Here is an 18,694-nt window from a genome sequence, read left to right on the forward strand (position 1 = left end):
GCCCCAAGGCCGGGGATCAGACCGGGCGCCGCTGCCCCGGCAGCCGGAACCACACCGCCTTGCCGGAATCGGTGGGGCGGTGACCGCAGGACGAGCTCAGGGTGCGGATCAGCAGCAGCCCCCGCCCGTGCTCCTGCCAGGGATCGGGCATCCCCCGGGACGGCCGGGTGAGATCGCCGGGCGGTTCCGGGTCGGCGTCGTGCACCTCGACCTGGCAGCCGGTCGGCAGCAGCCGCACCACCAGCTCTATCGGGGCGCTCCCCGAGGTGTGCTCCACCGCGTTGGCCACCAGCTCCGCCGTCAGCAGCTCCGCCGTGTCGCAGTCGGCGTGGTGCTCCCGCTCGGCCAGCGCCGTACGGACCAGCGCACGGGCCACGGGCACGGCCGCGGTGGTGTGCGGCAGTGCGACGCGCCAGGAGGTGGAGGCGGCGGGAGGTTCGTGCACAGCGGGTCCGTTCATGGAGCGGGTGCTCCTGCTTCAGCTGCCAATGGTACGGCGCACCCGGTGCGGGCCCCCGGAGGGGGCGGGGCACCGAACCCCTGCCGGGGCGCCGTCCGGGCCTTCTGTCCCGGCAACGAGCGGCTTACCCACGTCCACGCGCCGCCTCGCACACCCGCTCCCACCGTTACCGGTATGTCGACGAGTCGTGACGGACGTGACGGCGCCCGAACGGCGTATCGCGCGACCATGACGACAGTCACCAATGGGTGATAACTTCATGGGACAGAGCTCACTGAGCAGCGCAGTGCCCGTCCGAGGAGGCCGCCCTCATGAGTCCCTTCACCGGCTCCGCCGCCCGCACCCCCCGCTGGGAACATCTGCGCGTCGACCTCGCCGACGGCGTCGCCACCGTCACCCTCGCCCGCCCCGACAAGCTCAACGCGCTCACCTTCGGCGCCTACGCCGACCTGCGCGATCTGCTCGCCGAGCTGTCCCGGGAACGGGCCGTACGGGCCCTGGTGCTGGCCGGCGAGGGGCGCGGCTTCTGCTCCGGCGGCGACGTCGACGAGATCATCGGCGCCACCCTCTCCATGGACACCGCCCAGCTCCTCGACTTCAACCGGATGACCGGCCAGGTCGTGCGGGCGGTACGGGAGTGCCCGTTCCCGGTGATCGCCGCGGTGCACGGAGTGGCGGCGGGCGCCGGAGCCGTGCTCGCCCTGGCCGCCGACTTCCGCGTCGCCGACCCCAGCGCCCGCTTCGCGTTCCTCTTCACGAGGGTCGGCCTGTCCGGCGGCGACATGGGCGCCGCCTATCTGCTGCCGAGGGTCGTGGGCCTGGGGCACGCCACGCGACTGCTGATGCTCGGCGAGACGGTGCGCGCCCCGGAGGCCGAACGGATCGGCCTGATCAGCGCCCTCGCCGACGAGGGCGGCACGGACGCCGCCGCCCAGACCCTGGCCCGCCGCCTCGCCGACGGCCCCGCACTCGCGCACGCCCAGACCAAGGCCCTCCTCACAGCCGAACTGGACATGCCCCTGGCGGCATCGATCGAACTCGACGCCTCCACCCAGTCCCTCCTGATGAACGGCGAGGACTACGCAGAGTTCCACGCCGCCTTCACCGAAAAGCGCCCACCGAAGTGGCAGGGGAGGTAAGGGCATGTTCTCAACCAACGGAACCACCCACCCCCCAGGGGCGCGGGGAACTGCGCGACCAGCCACGACGGGCCCGCACCCGCCCGGGACGACAAGCCACCCCCTACGCGTAGCGATCATCGGCGGAGGCCCAGGGGGCCTCTACACCGCCGCGCTGCTCAAACGCCTCGCCCCCGACCGCCAGGTCACGGTATGGGAGCGCAACACCCCCGAAGACACCTTCGGCTTCGGCGTCGTCCTCTCGGACGAAACCCTCGGCGGCATCGAACACGCCGACCCGGCGGTCTACGCCGCCCTCCAGCGGGACTTCGTCCACTGGGACGACATCGACATCGTCCACCGCAACACCCGCCACACCTCCGGAGGACACCGCTTCGCCGCCCTCGGCAGGCGCCGCCTGCTGGAGATCCTGCACGACCGCTGCCGCGCCCTCGGTGTCGACCTGCGCTTCCGTACCGAGGCGCCCGACCCGGCCCGGCTGGCGGAGACGTACGACCTGGTGGTGGCCGCCGACGGAGTCCACAGCACCACCCGCGAAACCTTCGCGGACGTGTTCCGGCCCCGGATCACCGAGCACCGCTGCCGCTACATCTGGCTCGCCGCCGACTTCGCCTTCGACGCCTTCCGCTTCGAGATCGCGGAGACCGAGCACGGCGTGATGCAACTGCACGGCTACCCCTACGCGGCGGACGCCTCCACCGTGATCGTCGAGATGCGCGAGGAGGTGTGGCGCGCCGCCGGATTCGACGAGATGGACGGGACGAGCGGGACGGAGTCCATCGAGCGCTGCGCCAAGATCTTCGCCGACGCGCTCGGCGGACGCCCGCTGAGGTCCAACAACTCGGCGTGGACCACCTTCCGCACGGTCGTCAACGACCACTGGTCGCACGGCAACATCGTGCTGCTCGGCGACGCCGCCCACACCGCGCACTTCTCCATCGGCTCCGGCACCAAGCTCGCCGTCGAGGACGCGCTGGCACTCGCCGCCTGCCTGGACGAACAACCGTCCATCGGCGCCGCGTTGACCGCGTACGAGACGGAACGCCGGCCCGTCGTCGCCTCCACCCAGCGCGCGGCCCGGGCCAGTCTGGAGTGGTTCGAGAACCTTCCGCTGTATCTCGACAGCCCGTCCCGGCAGTTCGCCTTCAACCTGCTCACCCGCAGCCGCCGCGTCACCCACGACAATCTGCGGCTGCGCGACGCCCGCTTCACCGAGTCCGTGGAGCGCGAGTTCGGCTGCCCGCCGGATACGCCTCCGATGTTCACCCCGTTCCGGCTGCGCGGACTGACCCTGCGCAACCGGGTCGTCGTCTCGCCCATGGACATGTACTCGGCGGTCGACGGCGTCCCCGGCGACTTCCACCTCGTCCACCTCGGTGCCCGCGCCCTGGGCGGTGCCGGCCTGGTGATGACCGAGATGGTGTGCGTCAGCCCGGAGGGACGCATCACCCCCGGCTGCGCCGGCCTGTACACCGGCAGGCAGGCCGAGGCGTGGCGGCGGATCACGGACTTCGTGCACACGCAGGCCCCGGGCACCGCGATCGGTGTGCAGCTCGGCCACAGCGGACGCAAGGGCTCGACCAAGCTGATGTGGGAGGGCATGGACGAGCCGCTCGACGACGGCAACTGGCCCCTCGTCGCCGCCTCGCCCCTGCCGTACAAGCCGGGCAGCCAGGTTCCGCGCGAACTGTCCAGGGCGCAGCTCACCGACATGCGGGAGCAGTTCACCGCCGCCGCCGTGCGTGCCGCGCGGGCCGGGTTCGATCTGCTCGAACTGCACTGCGCCCACGGCTATCTGCTCTCCGGTTTCCTCTCCCCGCTGACCAACCGGCGCACCGACGCCTACGGCGGATCGCCGGAGAAGCGGCTCCGCTTCCCCCTGGAGGTGTTCGACGCGGTCCGCGCGGCATGGCCCGGGGACCGGCCGATGACCGTCCGCATCTCCGCCACCGACTGGGCGGAGGGCGGCGTCACGGCCGAGGACGCGGTCGACATCGCCCGCGCCTTCGCCGCGCACGGCGCCGACGCGATCGACGTGTCGACCGGGCAGGTGGTGGCCGACGAGCAACCGGAGTTCGGGCGCTCGTACCAGACCCCGTTCGCCGACCGGGTACGGCACGAGGCGGGCGTCCCGGTGATCGCGGTCGGCGCGATCTCCTCCTGGGACGACGTCAACTCCCTGATCCTCGCCGGGCGTACGGACCTGTGCGCGCTGGCCCGCCCGCACCTCTACGACCCGCACTGGACGCTGCACGCGGCGGCCGAGCAGGGCTACGAGGGCCCGGGAGTGGTCTGGCCGGCGCCGTACCGCGCGGGCAGCCGCCCGCCGCGCACCGGCCGCACGGACGCCCCCAAACCCCGGCTCACCCTCGGAGGCTGAACCCGGACGACCGGCCCCCGCGGGTTCTGCCGGGTGCTATACGCCCACGAACGCCGCCCCCGCGTCCCGCAGCCGCTCGTGCAGACCGCGGAAGACGGTCGCCGAGCGGGTGCCCGGCCAGTCCGCGGGCAGCAGGTCGGCGGGCAGGCCCGGGTCGGCGTAGGGGAGATGGCGCCAGGAGTCCAGGGCGAACAGGTAGTCGCGGTAGGCCTCCTCGGGAGGGGTGTCCGCGCGCTGCTCCCAGGCGCGCAGGACGCGCGCGTGCCGGTCCAGGAACGCCTCGTGCTGCTTGGCGATCGCGGCCAGGTCCCACCAGCGGGCGACCGCCTCCGCGGTGGGCGCGAAACCGAGGTGCTCACCGCGGAAGAGGTCGACGTAGGCGTCGAGACGCAGGCGTTCCAGGGTGTGCCTGGTCTCCTCGTACAGCCGGGACGGGGCGATCCACACGCCGGGGGAGGCCGTGCCGAAGCCGAGGCCGGACAGCCGGGAGCGCAGGACGTGCCGCTTCTGCCGCTCCGACTCCGGCACGGAGAACACGGCGAGCACCCAGCCCTCGTCCTCCGGCGGGTCGGTGGCGTACACCCGGCGGTCGCCGTCGTCGAGCAACTGCCGGGCGTCGGGCGACAGTTCGTACCCGGCCGCCCCGCGTGCGGTGCGCGCCGGGACGAGCAGGCCGCGCCGTTTGAGCCGGGACACCGAGGAGCGGACCGACGGGGCGTCCACACCGACCGCGGCCAGCAGCCGGATCAGCTCGGCGACGGGCACCGGGCCCGGCACGGAGCGGCCGTACGCGCCGTAGAGCGTGACGATGAGAGATCTCGGAGCGTGCTGGGCTTGCTGGTCGGACACGTTGATCATCTTAAGTCGTGTGCGGACGGGCGCGGTTCGCGGGCATCACGCCCCGCCCTCCGCGGACCCGGTGGGGGTGCGCAGGCGGAACCGCTGGAGCTTGCCGGTGGCCGTGCGCGGCAGTGCCTCCAGGAACACGATCTCCCTCGGGCACTTGTACGGCGCCAGCTCGGACTTGACGAAGGAGCGCAGCGCCTCGGCGTCGCGTTCCGCGCCCTCCTTCAGGACCGCGTACGCCACCACCACCTGGCCGCGTGCCTCGTCGGGCCGCCCGACCACCGCCGCCTCCACGACGTCCGGGTGCCGCAGCAGGGCGTCCTCGACCTCGGGCCCCGCGATGTTGTACCCGGCGGAGATGATCATGTCGTCGGCGCGGGCGACGTACCGGAAGTAGCCGTCGGGGTCGCGGACGTAGGTGTCGCCGGTGATGTTCCAGCCGCCCCGCACGTACTCCCGCTGGCGCGGGTCGGCGAGATAGCGGCAGCCGACCGGGCCGCGCACCGCGAGCAGCCCCGGCTCCCCGTCGGGCAGGGGAGTGCCGTCGGCGTCCTGCACGCGCGCCTGCCAGCCGGGGACCGGAACTCCCGTCGCCCCGGGGCGGATCGCCTCGTCGGCGGCGGAGACGAAGATGTGCAGCAGTTCGGTCGCGCCGATGCCGTTGATGATCCGCAGCCCGGTGCGTTCGTGCCAGGCCCGCCAGGTGGCGGCGGGGAGGTTCTCGCCCGCCGAGACGCAGCGGCGCAGCGAGGAGATGTCGTGGGAGTCGAGTTGGCCGAGCATCGCCCGGTAGGCGGTGGGAGCGGTGAACAGGACCGACACCCGGTGTTCGGCGATCGCGGGCAACAGCTGGGCGGGGTGCGCCTGTTCGAGCAGCAGCGCGGCGGCGCCGGCCCGCAGCGGGAACACCACCAGGCCGCCCAGTCCGAACGTGAAGCCGAGCGGGGGGCTGCCGGCGAACACGTCGTCCGCGACCGGCTTCAGCAGGTGCCGGGAGAAGGTGTCCGCGATCGCCAGCACGTCCCGGTGGAAGTGCATGCAGCCCTTCGGGCGTCCGGTGGTGCCGGAGGTGAAGGCGATCAGCGCGACGTCGTCGGCCGCCGTCGGCACGGCCTCGTACGGCGTGTCGGGTGCCGGGCGGTGCAGCAGGTCGCCGGGGGAGTCGCCACCGAAGGTGGTGAGGGACAGGTCCGGGATCTCGGCCTTGGCGAGGTCGTCGACGGCCCGGATGTCGCACAGCGCGTGGCGCACCCGGGCGATCTCGCAGACGGTGCTCAGCTCGTGCGGGCGCTGCTGGGCCAGCACGGTGACGGCGACCGCGCCCGCCTTCAGCACCGCCAGCCAGCAGGCGGCCAGCCACGGCGTGGTCGGACCGCGCAGCAGCACCCGGTTGCCGGGGACGATCCCGAGGTCACCCGTGAGGAGGTGTGCGAGCCGGTCCACCCGGGCCCGCAGCTCGCCGTACGTCCAGGTCGGGCTGTCCGGGGTGTGGAACACCGGGCGGTCGTCGGGCGGGCCGTGCAGCAGTTCGGCGGCGCAGTTCAGACGCGCGGGGTACTGGAGCTCCGGCAGGTCGAAGCGGAGCTCGGGCCACTGGTCGGGTGGCGGGAGATGATCGCGGGCGAAGGTGTCGACGTGCGCGGTGGCCCGTGGGTTCATGACGGTTCGCCCCCTTGGCGTGGTGGGCTCGCATCAGGAGCGTATCGCGTTGGTGACGGCAGTCAACGGTCCGCGATAACCTCGGGAGTGGCCCAGTGGCGAGGGAAGGGACCGGCGATGACCGCATTCTCGCTCGAACCGGCACAACTCGCCTGGTGCGCGGAGCTGCGCGCGTGGGCGGCGGAACGCCTGCGGCCGCTCGCCGAGAAGGGTGAACCCGGCCGGGTGAACCGCGCCCTGCTCGCCGAACTCGGCAGCCTCGGCCTGCTGTCCCGCCTCTTCGCCTCGGGCGCCCTCGAGCTGTGCCTGATGCGGGAGTCCCTGGCTCACGCCTGCACGGAGGCGGAGACCGCCCTCGCCCTCCAGGGCCTGGGCGCCCACCCCGTCCACACCCACGGCACCGACGCCCAGCGCGACCGGTGGCTTCCCCGCGTCTCCGCCGGCACGGCGGTCGCGGCCTTCGCCCTCAGCGAGCCGGCCGCCGGCTCGGACGCCGCGGCCCTGTCGCTCACGGCGGAGCAGACCGGCCCCGACGGACCGGCCGGGTGGCGGCTCAGCGGGGAGAAGCGCTGGATCTCCAACGCGCCCGAGGCCGACTTCTACACCGTGTTCGCCCGCACCACCCCCGGCGCCGGGGCGCGCGGCGTGACCGCCTTCCTGGTCCCCGCCGACCGGCCCGGTCTCACCGGGACCCCGCTCGACATGCTCTCGCCGCACCCCATCGGCGCCCTCGCCTTCGACGCCGTACCGGTGACCGCCGACGACGTGCTCGGCGAGGTGGACCGGGGCTTCCGTGTCGCTATGGACACCCTCAACCTGTTCCGGCCCAGCGTCGGTGCCTTCGCGGTGGGCATGGCCCAGGCCGCCCTCGACGCGACCCTCGGTCACACCGCCCGGAGGGACGCCTTCGGCGGCAAGCTGAGGGACCTCCAGTCCGTCGCCCACCAGGTCGCCGAGATGGCGCTGCGCACGGAGGCCGCCCGGCTGATGGTGTACGCGGCGGCGACGGCGTACGACCAGGGCGCCGCCGACGTTCCCCGGCGCTCCGCGATGGCGAAGCTGCTGGCCACCGAGACCGCGCAGTACGTCGTCGACAGCGCCGTCCAGCTCCACGGCGCGCGGGCCCTGCAACGCGGTCACCTGCTCGAACACCTCTACCGCGAGGTCCGCGCCCCCCGGATCTACGAAGGGGCGAGCGAGGTCCAGCGGGGCATCATCGCCAAGGAGTTGTACAGGAACCTGGAGGACCGGTGACCGCCGAGCGCGTCAACCCGCCCGAACTCTCCCCGCCGGCCGGCTTCTCCCACGCCGTCGTCGCCACCGGCTCCCGGCTGGTGTTCCTGGCCGGCCAGACCGCCCTCGACACCGACGGCAAGGTGGTGGGCGACACCCTGCCCGAACAGTTCACCCGGGCCCTCGCCAACCTGCTCACCGCCCTGCGCGCCGCCGGCGGCACCCCCGCCGACCTGGCCCGCGTCACCGTCTACGCCACCGACGTCGCCGCGTACCGCACCCACGCCCGCGAACTCGGCCGCGTCTGGCGCGAGCTGGCCGGCCGGGACTACCCGGCGATGGCGGTGGTCGAGGTGGTCCGCCTCTGGGACGAACGGGCGATGGTGGAACTCGACGGCTTCGCCCTGCTGCCCTGAGGGCGGACGCTCAGGCCGCGACCGCGAGCCGGTCGGCGGGGATGCGGTGCGGGGCGACCACGCGGCCGTCGGGAAGCAGCTCACCGGTGTCGTCGAAGACGATCACACCGTCGCACAGCAGGCTCCACCCCTGTTCGGGATGTGCGGCCACCACATGTGCGGCCACTACATGTGTGGCGGAGTCGTTGGTCCGCGGGCAGTCAGTCCGGTGGGCACACATGGCGCACCTCCACATTGGTGGAACGATCCGTATGGGTCGTATAGGCAGACCATGCCCCGGCCGCCGACTCATCGGAACCGCTCTCCGCGAAGCGTGACAGCCCCCGGACAATTCCGGGACCGTACGCCGACGGCCGGTGCCGGCATGCCGCCGAACGGATGACGGTGACTGGCCGCGGACACCACGGCCGGGTACTGGTGGAATCACTCAATCCGTACATTCCGCCCAATTCTGGAGGACCCCCATGCCCGTGCGTCCCCTCCTCGGCGCGGCGGCCGGTTCCGCGCTGCTGCTCTGCGGCCTCACCGCCGCGGCCCCCACCGCGGCGTCGGCCGCCCCCGCCGACCCGCCCGCCGAGTCGGTCACGGTGGACTCGAAGGGCCGGATGGCCGACGGCCGCGTCACCCTCTCCGGTACCTACCGCTGCCACGGCGCCGAAGGGAAGGTCTTCGTCAGCTCCGCGGTGGCCAAGCCCTCCTCCACGCTCCACTACGCCGTCGGCGGCACCAGCGCGGTCTGCGACGGCAAGGAGCACCGCTGGCAGAACACCGGAACCGTGCCCGCCGGCGCGCTGGAGCACGGCCCCGCCCACGTCGAGGCCACCCTCATGGAACTGCGCCCCAGCGGCATCGTCCTGCTGCCCGTCCCGCACGCCGTCGAGCACCGGGGCATCACCCTGGTCGAGGACTGACCGGCACCCTCACGCCACCGCGAACCCGTCGCCCGGCCAGTCCAGCAGGCGCGCGCCGATCACCGCCGTCTGGAGCATGTAGCGATGGGCCGGGTCCGACGGGTTCGCACCGGTGAGCCGGTGGATGCGCTCCAGACGGTAGGTCAGGGCGCGCACGCTCAGTGAGAGCCGCCGGGCCGCCTCCGCGGCGACACAGCCGGCGTCGAAGTAGGCGGTGAGCGTCTCCAGCAGCGGCTGGGCACCGCCACGGGCCGTGGTCAGCGGCCCCAGGGTGTTGTGCACCAGATCCGCCATGGCCTGGCGGTCGCGGGCCAGTACGGGATAGACGAGCAGGTCGGCGGCGCGCAGCACCGGCTCGTCGAGCCCCAGCCGCTCGGCGATCTCCAGCGAGCTCAGCGCCTCCTCGTACGACTGGACGACACCGCCCGGCCCGGACTGCGGGCGGCCGATGGCGACCTGGCCGCCGTCGGTGGCGGCGTGCGCCTGCTTGGCGAAGTGGGTGAGCACCTCGCCCTGGTGCCCGGGCGCGATGCACAGCAGTCGTCCGTCCTTGGTGGTGAGCAGGATGCTGCGGTCACCGAAGCGGGATATCAGGGCGCGCTCCACCCGCCGCGGCACCGGGTCGCCCTCGTCGTAGGCGACCGGCCCCCGGGCGACGGCGACCGCGTGCTCGTGCGACAGCCGCAGTCCGAAGCGCTCGGCGCGCTCCGCGAGCCGCCCCAGATCACTCCGCCCGTAGAGCAGGTCGTCGATGAACTCCCGCCGCATCGCCTCCTCCTGACGCACCGCCAGCCGCTGCGCCCGCTCGTACCCCTCGGCGAACGCGTCCACGACCTGCTGTACGGCGGAGAGTGCCCCGTCGGCCGAGTCGGCACCGCGCGGCCACGCCTCGCGGGCGGCGGACAGATGCGCGCTGACGAGGGAGCGCAGACCGAGACCCGCCTCCGCGGCCCGCTCTCCCAGGGCCCGCCGGGACGCGACCTCGTCCCGGGTGAGGCGCCGGCCCGTGGCCGCGACCTCGGTCAGGATGTGGGCATACCCTTCCAGATACTGCTCCGGAACCTCCGGATCCGTCACGCGGAGCCCCCAACTCTTGATGCGTCTCTGACGCTTCGGCTGTGCCGCACCGGCATCAAGACCCTAATGAACATTGCCGGATTCCGGCAATGCGCGGTCGCCGCCCGAGCGGGCAGCATGGTCCGCGGGGAGCACCGCGGACGGTTCCGGTGCCGGGCACCGGCAGGTGCCCGGTCCGGAACCCGGAGGGGAGCGGTGCCACCCCCGACACGAGCCGCGTCCCTCGCAGAACCGCGGCGCCGGTTGAGCCGTCTCCTCCTGCACCGGACATTCACCCGCCTCACCAACGAGGCATCACTTCACCTGACTTCTGCCAATATTTCAGCCCAGAAGGACGTGTCCCATGGATGCCGCCACCGTGGGCATCGCCGTACTCGTCGGCGTCGCCCTGCTGTTCGTGCTCATCGGCCTGCTCGTCGTCTCCAAGCTGTTCCGCAAGGTCGAACAGGGCAAGGCGCTGATCGTCTCCAGGACCCGCAAGGTCGATGTGACGTTCACCGGGTCGGTCGTGCTGCCGGTGCTGCACAAGGCCGAGGTGATGGACATCTCGGTGAAGACCATCGAGATAACCCGGGCCGGCAAGGAAGGCCTGATCTGCCAGGACAACATCCGCGCCGACATCCGCATCACCTTCTTCGTCAAGGTCAACAAGACCGTCGACGACGTCATCAAGGTCGCCCAGGCCGTCGGCACCGCACGGGCCAGCGACCGCGACACGCTCCAGGAGCTGTTCCACGCCAAGTTCTCCGAGGCGCTGAAGACCGTCGGAAAGCAGCTGGACTTCACCGACCTCTACACCAAGCGCGAGGAGTTGCGGTACCGCATCATCGAGGTCATCGGCGTCGACCTGAACGGCTACCACCTCGAGGACGCCGCGATCGACTACCTGGAGCAGACGCCGCTGACCCAGCTCGACCCGGGCAACGTCCTCGACGCGCAGGGCATCCGCAAGATCACCGAGCTGACGGCCGTGGAACACGTCCGCACCAACGAGGCCCAGCGCAACGAGCAGAAGGAGATCACCCGGCAGGACGTCGACGCCCGCGAGGCGATCCTGGAGCTGGAGCGCCGGCAGGCCGACGCCGAGATCAAGCAGCGCCGGGAGATCGAGACCGTACGGGCCCGCGAGGAGGCCGAGACCGCACGGGTGGTGGAGGAGGAGCGGCTGCGCGCCCAGAGCGCCTTCCTGCGCACGGAGGAACAGCTCGGCGTGCAGCGCGAGAACCAGGCCCGCGAGGTCGCCGTCGCCGCCAAGAACCGCGAGCGGGTCATCGCCGTCGAGAGCGAGCGCATCGAGAAGGACCGCCTGCTCGAGGTCATCGCCCGGGAGCGGGAGACCGAACTGACCCGGATCGCCGCCGACAAGGAGGTCGAGGCGGAGAAGCGGGAGATCGCCGAGGTCATCCGGGAGCGGGTGGCGGTGGACCGTACGGTCGCCGAGCAGGAGGAGTCGATCAAGAAGCTGCGGGCCGTCGAGGAGGCGGAGCGGCAGCGCCAGGCCGTGATCATCGCGGCGGAGGCCGAGGCCCAGGAGAAGCTGGTCAAGGACATCAAGGCCGCCGAGGCCGCCGAGCAGGCCGCAACCCACCGCGCCGCCGAGGAACTCACCCTCGCCGAGGCCCGGTTGAAGACCGCCGACCTCGACGCGCAGGCCAAGCTGCGGCTGGCCGAGGGCGTCCAGGCGGAGTCCGCGGCCGAGGGACTGGCCCTCGTCCAGGTCCGCGACAAGGAGGCCGACGTCATCGAGAAGGCGGGCCGCGCCGAGGCGGAGGCCACCGTGGCCCGGCTGCGCGCGGAGGCCGAGGGGGCGCGGGCCAAGGCCCTCGCCGACGCGGAGGCCATCAGCGGCAAGCTGCGGGCGGAGGCGGCCGGGCTCACCGAGAAGGCGGCGGCGATGGCCGCGCTCGACGAGGCGTCCCGCGGCCACGAGGAGTACCGGCTGCGGCTGGAGGCCGAGAAGGACGTCCGGCTCGCCGGTCTCGAGGTGCAGCGGCAGGTCGCCGAGGCGCAGGCCACGGTCCTCGCCACCGGCCTGGAGAACGCGGACATCAACATCGTCGGCGGGGAGTCGGTGTTCTTCGACCGGCTGGTGTCCTCGATCGCGCTGGGCAAGGGCGTGGACGGTTTCGTCCAGCACTCCGAGACCGCACGGGCCCTCGCCGGTCCCTGGCTGGACGGCTCGGCGAGCTTCACCGACGACCTGAGCCGGATCCTGGGCTCCGTCTCGACGTCCGACGTGCAGAACCTCACCGTGTCCGCCCTGCTGATGCGGCTGATGAAGGACGGCGGCGAGAACAGCGCACGGTTCCAGCAACTGATCGAGAAGGCTGGTGAGTTGGGGCTCTCCGACACACCTGTGGCCGCGCTGAACGGCCACAGCAGGTCCTGACCACCTTCGGCCGGGAGCCGCCGCACAGGGGACGGCGGCTCCCGGCCGCTCTTCGAGAGGCAGCCATGACCACCGGCACCCACGAGCCCACGAACACGGCCGAGCGCGAGACGCCGGGCACGAACGGCGGCCCCCGGGACAGGCCCGGGGCGGGCGGGGTCCGGACGAGCGGCGACAGTGGCGCCTACCAGGTGCTGCGTGACCGCCTCGCCGCCCAGTCCACCGAACTCGCCCGCCGCGCCGAGGCGCTGAACCGGCGTCGCGCGGAGGAGTTCGGCGCCCCCGAACTGCGCCTCACCGGCACCGAGCGGCTCCGTACCGAGCGCACCGCCGTGCCCCGCGACATCGTCGCCCTGGGCGGCGTACTGCTCTTCGGCTACGACACCCGCCCCCGCCCCGAGTCCGAGACCACGGTCGGCGACGTCCTCGCCCCGCACGACCGCGACCTGAACCGCCTCCCCGACGACGCGGTGCCCGGACTCCTCGACGACCCGGACTTCGTACGCGAGTTCGCCGCCCTGCACCGCTACTACCGCCAGGCACGCCTGCTGCGGCTCCGCCACGTCGACGGCAAGCTGCTCGCCGTCTTCCAGACCGGCGAGAAGGCCGGCGACATCCGCGTCCTGCGCTGGACGGTCACCGAGGACGGCCGCGCCACCTTCCTCGACGCGCGCGGGGACCGCGACCACGCCCTCACCCCGCCCGCCGACATCGGCTGGACGCCCACCACCCGCGAGGACCACGTCCTCGGCCGCCACCCGCACGTCTCCGTCCAGGGCGAGGTCTTCGTCGACACCCTCGGCGGCACCCTCACCGTCAAGACCGAGAACGACACCGGCACCCCCGACGGCATCCACGCCGAACCGGTCGACGAACCCCTCCAGTCCCTCGCCGACGCCGAGATCGCCCACGCGCGCGTCGGCCCCCTGATCCTGCTGCGGGTCCTCCCGTACAAGGAGACCGCCCACCGCTACCTGGTGTTCAACACCCTCACCCGGTCCGTCGTCCGCCTCGACGGCATCGGGCAGGGCTGCCGCCGCCTCCCCGAGGACCAGGGCATCGTCTTCCCCGGCGGCTACTGCCTCGCCGCCGGCCCGCACAAGACGTACGAACTCGACACCAGCGGAATGGAGTTCGAACGCGAGGTGCGCTCGCCGCACGGCGAGGACGTGCTGTACGTCTTCCACGCGCCCGAACGCGGACGCGGGCTGCTGCTGTCGTACAACCTCATCCGCGAGGCGGTCGCCACCCCGATGGCCGGCCACGGCTGGGCCCTGTTCGACGACGGACTGCTCGCCCTGCTGCGCCCCGACGGCGACGAACCCGCCCGCGTCCACCCCGTCCAGCTGTGGCACTCGCCCTACGACTCCGACACCCACGCCGCCGCACAGCCGGCCGGCGAGGGACCACTGGCCCGGATCGGCAACGCCGACCTCGTACGCGGCATCTCCGACTGTCTGTCCCTGGCCCGCTCCGTCGCCGAGACCACCCCCACCACCGAGGTGTACACGGCCCTGGTCGCCGCCTGCGTCCGCGCCCTGGACACCCACCACTGGCTGGGGGACGGCGAACTCGGCGATCTGCGCACCCCGCTGGCGGAGATGCGGGCCACCGCCGAGCAGGTGCTCGCCGAGTTCGAGACCGTACGCGACCTCACCCGCCGGGCCGCCGACGCGCTCGACGAGGCCGCGGACAGGATCGCCTCGGTGGTGCGCCGGCTGCGCGGCGAACAGCCCCGCGAGGCCGCCGCCTGGGTCACCGGGCTGACCGAACTCCGCCACGCCCAGGGCCATCTGCTGACCCTGAAGGACCTGCGGTACGCGGACCACGTCCGCATCGACGAACTGGCCGCCGGCGCCGAGGCGGACCTCGCCTCCTTCGGGCAGCGCGCGATCGCCTTCCTCGCCTGTGAGGACGCCTTCGCCGCCCACCACGCGGACGTCGAGCGGCTCGTCGCCGACGCAGAGTCGGTCACCACCACCGCCGAAGCGGCCCCGTTCGCCGCCCGCCTGGACGAACTCGCCGACGGACTGCGCACGGTGACCGAGGTGGTGGCGGGGCTCGACATCGCCGACGCCACCGTCCGCACGGCCGTCCTGGAGCGGGTCGCCGAGGCGATGGGCGGCGTCAACCGCGCCCGTGCCACCCTCGACACCCACCGCCGGAACCTGCTCGACCGGGAGGCACGCGCCGGCTTCGCCGCCGAACTCTCCCTGCTCGGCCAGACGGTCACCGGCGCCCTCGCGGCGGCGGACACCCCGGAGGCGAGCGACGAGCAACTGACGCGGGTGCTCGGCCAGCTGGAGTCACTGGAGTCCCGTTTCGCCGAGTTCGACGACGTCCTCGGCGAGCTCGCCGACAAGCGCACCGAGATCTACGAGGCGTTCTCGGCCCGCAAGCAGAGCCTCTCCGACGCCCGCGCCCGCCGCGCCGAACAGCTCGCCTCCGCCGCCGACCGTGTGCTGGAGACCGTCGCCCGCCGCTGTGCCACGCTCGCCGACCTCGACGCCGTGAGCACGTACTTCGCCTCCGACCCGCTCGTCACCAAGGTCCGCCGCACCGCCGACGAACTGCGCGAACTCGGCGACCGGGTACGGGCCGAGGAGCTCGAAGGGCGGCTGCGCTCGGCCCGGCAGGAGGCCGCCCGCGCCCTGCGCGACCGCACCGACCTCTACGCGGACGGCGGACGCAGCATCCGCCTCGGCGACCACCGCTTCGCGGTCAGCACCCAGCCCCTCGACCTCACGGTCGTCCCGCACGGCGACGGGCTCGCGCTCGCCCTCACCGGCACCGACTTCCGGGCCCCCGTCACCGACCCCGCCCTCCTCTCCGACCGCCCCCTGTGGAACCGCCACCTGCCGTCCGAGTCGCCCGAGGTCTACCGGGCCGAACACCTCGCCGCCCGGCTGCTGCACGAGCCCGGCGCCGACGCCCTGACCGCCGCCGACGACCTCGCCGCCCTGGTCCGCCGGGCCGCCGAGGAGGCGTACGACGAGGGGTACGAGCGGGGCGTCCACGACCACGACGCCACCGCGATCCTCACCGCCGTACTGCCCCTCCATCAGGGCGCGGGACTGCTGCGGCACGCGCCCGCCGCCCGCGCCCACGCCCTGCTGTACTGGGCGCACGGCACCACCGCCGAGGAACGCGCCGACCTCACCCGCCGCGCCCGCTCCCTGGCCCGCGTCCGCGACGCCTTCGGCCCGCCGCCCGCGCTCGACGCGCTGCGGGAGGAGCTCGCCCGGGCCGTACGGAACTGGGACGAGGACGCCCTTGTCCGCCCGGAGGCCTGCGCCGCCTACCTCTTCGACGAACTGACCACCGGCCCCGAGGGCTTCGTCATCGGCGCCCGCACCCGCGAACTGCTCGACACGTTCCGCCGCACGGCCGCCGGCGCGGCGTACGACGAGGACCTGCCCGCCCTCGCCGGCCTCACCGCCCGCCGCCAGCTCGTCGAGGCCTGGCTGACCGCGTACGCCGCGACCACCGGCGACCAGGTCACCGCCGGTGACCTCGCGGAGGCGGTGGCCGCCGAACTCTGCCCCGAGGTGCCCCGCCACACGTACGACGCACCCCTGACCGTCACGGCGCGGGGCCTGCTCGGCACCCACCCCCGGATCACCGACCGCTCGCTCACCCTCCGCCTGGACGAATTCCTCGCCCGCACCCGGGAGTTCCGGGAGCGGGACGTGCCCGCCTTCCGCGCCTTCCAGCGCCGCCGCACCGCCCTGGTGTCCGCCGAGCGCGCCCGGCTGCGTCTGGACGACCACCGGCCGCGCGTGATGTCGTCGTTCGTCCGCAACCGGCTGGTCGACGAGGTCTACCTCCCGCTGATCGGCGACAGCCTCGCCAAACAGCTGGGCACCACCGGCGAGTCCGGTCGCACCGGCACCGGCGGCCTGCTGCTGCTCGTCTCCCCGCCCGGCTACGGCAAGACGACCCTCATGGAGTACGTCGCCGACCGCCTCGGACTCGTCCTGGTCAAGGTCAGCGGTCCCGCGCTCGGCCACACCGTCACCTCGCTCGACCCGGCCGAGGCGCCGAACGCCACCGCCCGCCAGGAGATCGAGAAGATCAACTTCGCCCTCGCGGCGGGCAACAACACCCTCCTCCACCTCGACGACATCCAGCACACCTCGCCCGAGTTGCTCCAGAAGTTCATCCCGCTGTGCGACGCCACCCGCCGCGTGGAGGGCGTGTGGGAGGGCGAGCCGCGCACCTACGACCTGCGGGGCAAGCGGTTCGCGGTCTGCATGGCCGGCAACCCCTACACCGAGTCCGGCGAGGTCTTCCGGGTGCCCGACATGCTCGCCAACCGCGCGGACGTGTGGAACCTCGGCGACGTCCTCACCGGCAAGGAGGACGTGTTCGCGCTGAGCTTCCTGGAGAACGCGCTCACCGCCAACCCGGTGCTCGCGCCGCTCGCCGGGCGCGACCGCGCCGACCTGGACCTGCTGATCCGCCTCGCCGAGCACGACCCCACGGCCCGCGCGGACCGGCTGATCCACCCGTACGCCCCCACCGAACTGGACCGGATCCTCGCCGTACTGCGCCATCTGCTGACCGCCCGCCGCACGGTCCTCGCCGTCAACGCGGCCTACATCGCCTCCGCCGCCCAGTCCGACGACACCCGCACCGAGCCGCCGTTCCGGCTCCAGGGCTCCTACCGCAACATGAACAAGATCGCCCAGCGAGTGCAGCCCGTCATGAACGACGCTGAGCTGAGCGCCGTCATCGACGACCACTACACGGCCGAGGCCCAGACCCTCACCACCGGCACCGAGTCGAACCTCCTGAAACTCGCCGAACTGCGCGGCACCCTCACCCCCGAACAGTCCCGCCGCTGGGCCGAGTTGAAAGCGGCCCAGGTCCGCGCCCCGGACGAGGACGCGCTGTCCCGGGCGGTGGCCGCTCTCGCCCTCCTCGGCGACCGCATCGCCGCCGTCGAGTCGGCCATCACCCGCGCGGCGGACCCCCGCCGCCCGGTGGCGCGCCCCGTCGACCCGACGGTCCGTCGGAGTGAGGGAACGAGCGCCTGAAACACGCCTGAATTTCACTCCTCAGAGGCCGGATTGAAGGTTTATCAACGCGCGGTTCAGAACCGGCCGAACGATCATTCGGGCAATACGGATGACTTCTTTCCAGGGTGTTACTGATCGGTACGCGGGCCTGCTACAACCATGGTTGCTCCATCAACCATCCATGTGACCCTCACCTCGTGAAGGGCGGACTGTCACGTGTCAGTGCGTTCTCTCCGGTCATCCCTGGCGGCCCTCGCGTTGGGTGCCGTGACCGTGCTCGGTATGGCTCAGCCGGCCTCGGCCGCCGGCGACAACTACGTGGCTCTCGGCGACTCCTACTCCTCCGGCGTGGGCGCCGGAAGCTACACCTCGGAAAGCGGTGACTGCCTGCGCAGCACCAAGGCGTACCCGCAACTGTGGGCCAACGCCAACTCCCCTTCGTCGTTCAGGTTCGTGGCCTGTTCGGGCGCCACGACGTCGAGCGTGTCCTCCGGCCAGCTGGGCGCGCTGTCCTCGTCGACCACCCTGGTCAGCGTCTCCGCGGGCGGGAACGACATCGGCTTCGCGGACGTCATGCAGACCTGCGTGCTGCAGAGCCAGGCGACCTGCGTCTCCCGGGTGAACACCGCGATCTCCCAGATGCAGAACACCCTGCCGGGCAGGCTCGACTCGCTGTACTCCGGCATTCGCTCCCGGTCTCCGCAGGCGCACGTGGTGGTGCTGGGGTACCCGCGCTTCTACAAGCTGTCGGGCAGTTGCATCGCGGGACTCAGCGAGACCGAGCGCGGCGCGATCAACAACGCCTCGGACGTGCTGAACGGGGTGCTGGCGAAGAGAGCGGCCAACGCGGGGTTCACCTTCTCGTCGGTGGTGGACGAGTTCACCGGACACGAGCTCTGCTCGGGTGACGCCTGGCTCCACAGCGTGACGCTCCCGATCACCAACTCCTACCACCCGAAGGCAGTGGGCCAGTCGAGCGGGTACCTGCCCGCCTTCCGCTCCGTGGCCTAGGAGCCGGGGGGGGGGGGGGGGGGGGGGGGGGGGGGGGGGGAGGGGGGGGGGAGAGGGGGGGGGGGGGGGGGGGGGGGGGGGGGGGAGGGGGGGGGGGGGGGGGGGCGGAGGGGGGGGGGGGGGGGGGCCCCCCCCCCCCAGGACGCTCACCA

Annotated in this window: 13 protein-coding genes; 8 read left to right on the top strand and 5 right to left on the bottom strand. The window is 72.8% G+C overall.

Going from position 1 to position 18,694, the window contains the following annotated elements; all coding sequences use genetic code 11:
- Nucleotides 1–16 precede the first annotated feature (16 nt).
- Nucleotides 17–460: an ATP-binding protein gene (locus ACZ470_RS37850; protein ID WP_468434508.1), complete on the bottom strand. Its 444-nt coding sequence runs from the start codon at nt 458–460 to the stop codon at nt 17–19.
- Between the two features lie 311 nt (nt 461–771).
- Between ACZ470_RS37850 and ACZ470_RS37855 the strand changes: the two genes are divergently transcribed.
- Nucleotides 772–1,599, top strand: a complete 828-nt coding sequence (locus tag ACZ470_RS37855; protein ID WP_468434509.1) for an enoyl-CoA hydratase family protein — start codon at nt 772–774, stop codon at nt 1,597–1,599.
- 4 nt (nt 1,600–1,603) lie between these two features.
- Nucleotides 1,604–3,979 (top strand): bifunctional salicylyl-CoA 5-hydroxylase/oxidoreductase, encoded by a 2,376-nt coding sequence (locus tag ACZ470_RS37860; RefSeq protein ID WP_468434510.1) that lies wholly within the window; start codon nt 1,604–1,606, stop codon nt 3,977–3,979.
- Between the two features lie 36 nt (nt 3,980–4,015).
- Here the strand turns inward: ACZ470_RS37860 and ACZ470_RS37865 are convergent, their stop codons facing one another.
- Nucleotides 4,016–4,837, bottom strand: coding sequence for a PaaX family transcriptional regulator (locus tag ACZ470_RS37865; RefSeq protein ID WP_468434511.1), 822 nt, complete (start codon nt 4,835–4,837; stop codon nt 4,016–4,018).
- A gap of 36 nt (nt 4,838–4,873) precedes the next feature.
- Complete coding sequence (locus ACZ470_RS37870) at nt 4,874–6,484, bottom strand: AMP-binding protein (RefSeq protein WP_468434512.1); 1,611 nt, start codon at nt 6,482–6,484, stop codon at nt 4,874–4,876.
- A 117-nt stretch (nt 6,485–6,601) separates the two neighbouring features.
- Here ACZ470_RS37870 and ACZ470_RS37875 point away from each other — a divergent pair, with 117 nt between their 5' ends.
- The gene (locus tag ACZ470_RS37875) at nt 6,602–7,738 is read left to right on the top strand and encodes an acyl-CoA dehydrogenase family protein (RefSeq protein ID WP_468434513.1); all 1,137 of its coding nucleotides are present in this window, start codon (nt 6,602–6,604) and stop codon (nt 7,736–7,738) included.
- Nucleotides 7,735–8,133, top strand: a complete 399-nt coding sequence (locus tag ACZ470_RS37880) for a RidA family protein (protein ID WP_468434514.1) — start codon at nt 7,735–7,737, stop codon at nt 8,131–8,133. Before ACZ470_RS37875 ends, ACZ470_RS37880 begins: the two co-directional genes overlap by 4 nt.
- Before the next feature lie 10 nt (nt 8,134–8,143).
- Here ACZ470_RS37880 and ACZ470_RS37885 read toward each other — a convergent pair whose 3' ends face one another.
- On the bottom strand, nt 8,144–8,353 hold the full coding sequence (locus ACZ470_RS37885) for a DUF5999 family protein (RefSeq protein WP_468434515.1): 210 nt from the start codon (nt 8,351–8,353) through the stop codon (nt 8,144–8,146).
- A gap of 244 nt (nt 8,354–8,597) precedes the next feature.
- Here ACZ470_RS37885 and ACZ470_RS37890 point away from each other — a divergent pair, with 244 nt between their 5' ends.
- Nucleotides 8,598–9,044, top strand: a complete 447-nt coding sequence (locus tag ACZ470_RS37890; protein WP_468434516.1) for a DUF6299 family protein — start codon at nt 8,598–8,600, stop codon at nt 9,042–9,044.
- A 9-nt stretch (nt 9,045–9,053) separates the two neighbouring features.
- Here the strand turns inward: ACZ470_RS37890 and ACZ470_RS37895 are convergent, their stop codons facing one another.
- The gene (locus ACZ470_RS37895) at nt 9,054–10,121 is read right to left on the bottom strand and encodes a PucR family transcriptional regulator (protein WP_468434517.1); all 1,068 of its coding nucleotides are present in this window, start codon (nt 10,119–10,121) and stop codon (nt 9,054–9,056) included.
- 343 nt (nt 10,122–10,464) lie between these two features.
- Between ACZ470_RS37895 and ACZ470_RS37900 the strand changes: the two genes are divergently transcribed.
- From ACZ470_RS37900 to ACZ470_RS37910, 3 genes are all read left to right on the top strand, one after another.
- Nucleotides 10,465–12,510 (top strand): flotillin family protein, encoded by a 2,046-nt coding sequence (locus tag ACZ470_RS37900; protein WP_468434518.1) that lies wholly within the window; start codon nt 10,465–10,467, stop codon nt 12,508–12,510.
- Nucleotides 12,511–12,575: 65 nt separating this feature from the next.
- On the top strand, nt 12,576–17,549 hold the full coding sequence (locus tag ACZ470_RS37905) for a DNA repair ATPase (RefSeq protein ID WP_468434519.1): 4,974 nt from the start codon (nt 12,576–12,578) through the stop codon (nt 17,547–17,549).
- A gap of 198 nt (nt 17,550–17,747) precedes the next feature.
- A complete protein-coding gene (locus ACZ470_RS37910; protein ID WP_468434520.1) occupies nt 17,748–18,542 on the top strand; it encodes an SGNH/GDSL hydrolase family protein in 795 nt (264 codons plus the stop codon).
- Nucleotides 18,543–18,694 lie beyond the last annotated feature (152 nt).

It is taken from the genome of Streptomyces sp. NPDC031111, from assembly GCF_055570675.1.

What these genes read in the sequence shown, in the direction of transcription:
- ACZ470_RS37850 (WP_468434508.1), bottom strand. Translation starts at nt 460, where the DNA reads ATGAACGGACCCGCTGTGCACGAACCTCCCGCCGCCTCCACCTCCTGG.
- ACZ470_RS37855 (WP_468434509.1), top strand. Translation starts at nt 772, where the DNA reads ATGAGTCCCTTCACCGGCTCCGCCGCCCGCACCCCCCGCTGGGAACAT.
- ACZ470_RS37860 (WP_468434510.1), top strand. Translation starts at nt 1,604, where the DNA reads ATGTTCTCAACCAACGGAACCACCCACCCCCCAGGGGCGCGGGGAACT.
- ACZ470_RS37865 (WP_468434511.1), bottom strand. Translation starts at nt 4,837, where the DNA reads ATGATCAACGTGTCCGACCAGCAAGCCCAGCACGCTCCGAGATCTCTC.
- ACZ470_RS37870 (WP_468434512.1), bottom strand. Translation starts at nt 6,484, where the DNA reads ATGAACCCACGGGCCACCGCGCACGTCGACACCTTCGCCCGCGATCAT.
- ACZ470_RS37875 (WP_468434513.1), top strand. Translation starts at nt 6,602, where the DNA reads ATGACCGCATTCTCGCTCGAACCGGCACAACTCGCCTGGTGCGCGGAG.
- ACZ470_RS37885 (WP_468434515.1), bottom strand. Translation starts at nt 8,353, where the DNA reads ATGTGTGCCCACCGGACTGACTGCCCGCGGACCAACGACTCCGCCACA.
- ACZ470_RS37890 (WP_468434516.1), top strand. Translation starts at nt 8,598, where the DNA reads ATGCCCGTGCGTCCCCTCCTCGGCGCGGCGGCCGGTTCCGCGCTGCTG.
- ACZ470_RS37900 (WP_468434518.1), top strand. Translation starts at nt 10,465, where the DNA reads ATGGATGCCGCCACCGTGGGCATCGCCGTACTCGTCGGCGTCGCCCTG.
- ACZ470_RS37905 (WP_468434519.1), top strand. Translation starts at nt 12,576, where the DNA reads ATGACCACCGGCACCCACGAGCCCACGAACACGGCCGAGCGCGAGACG.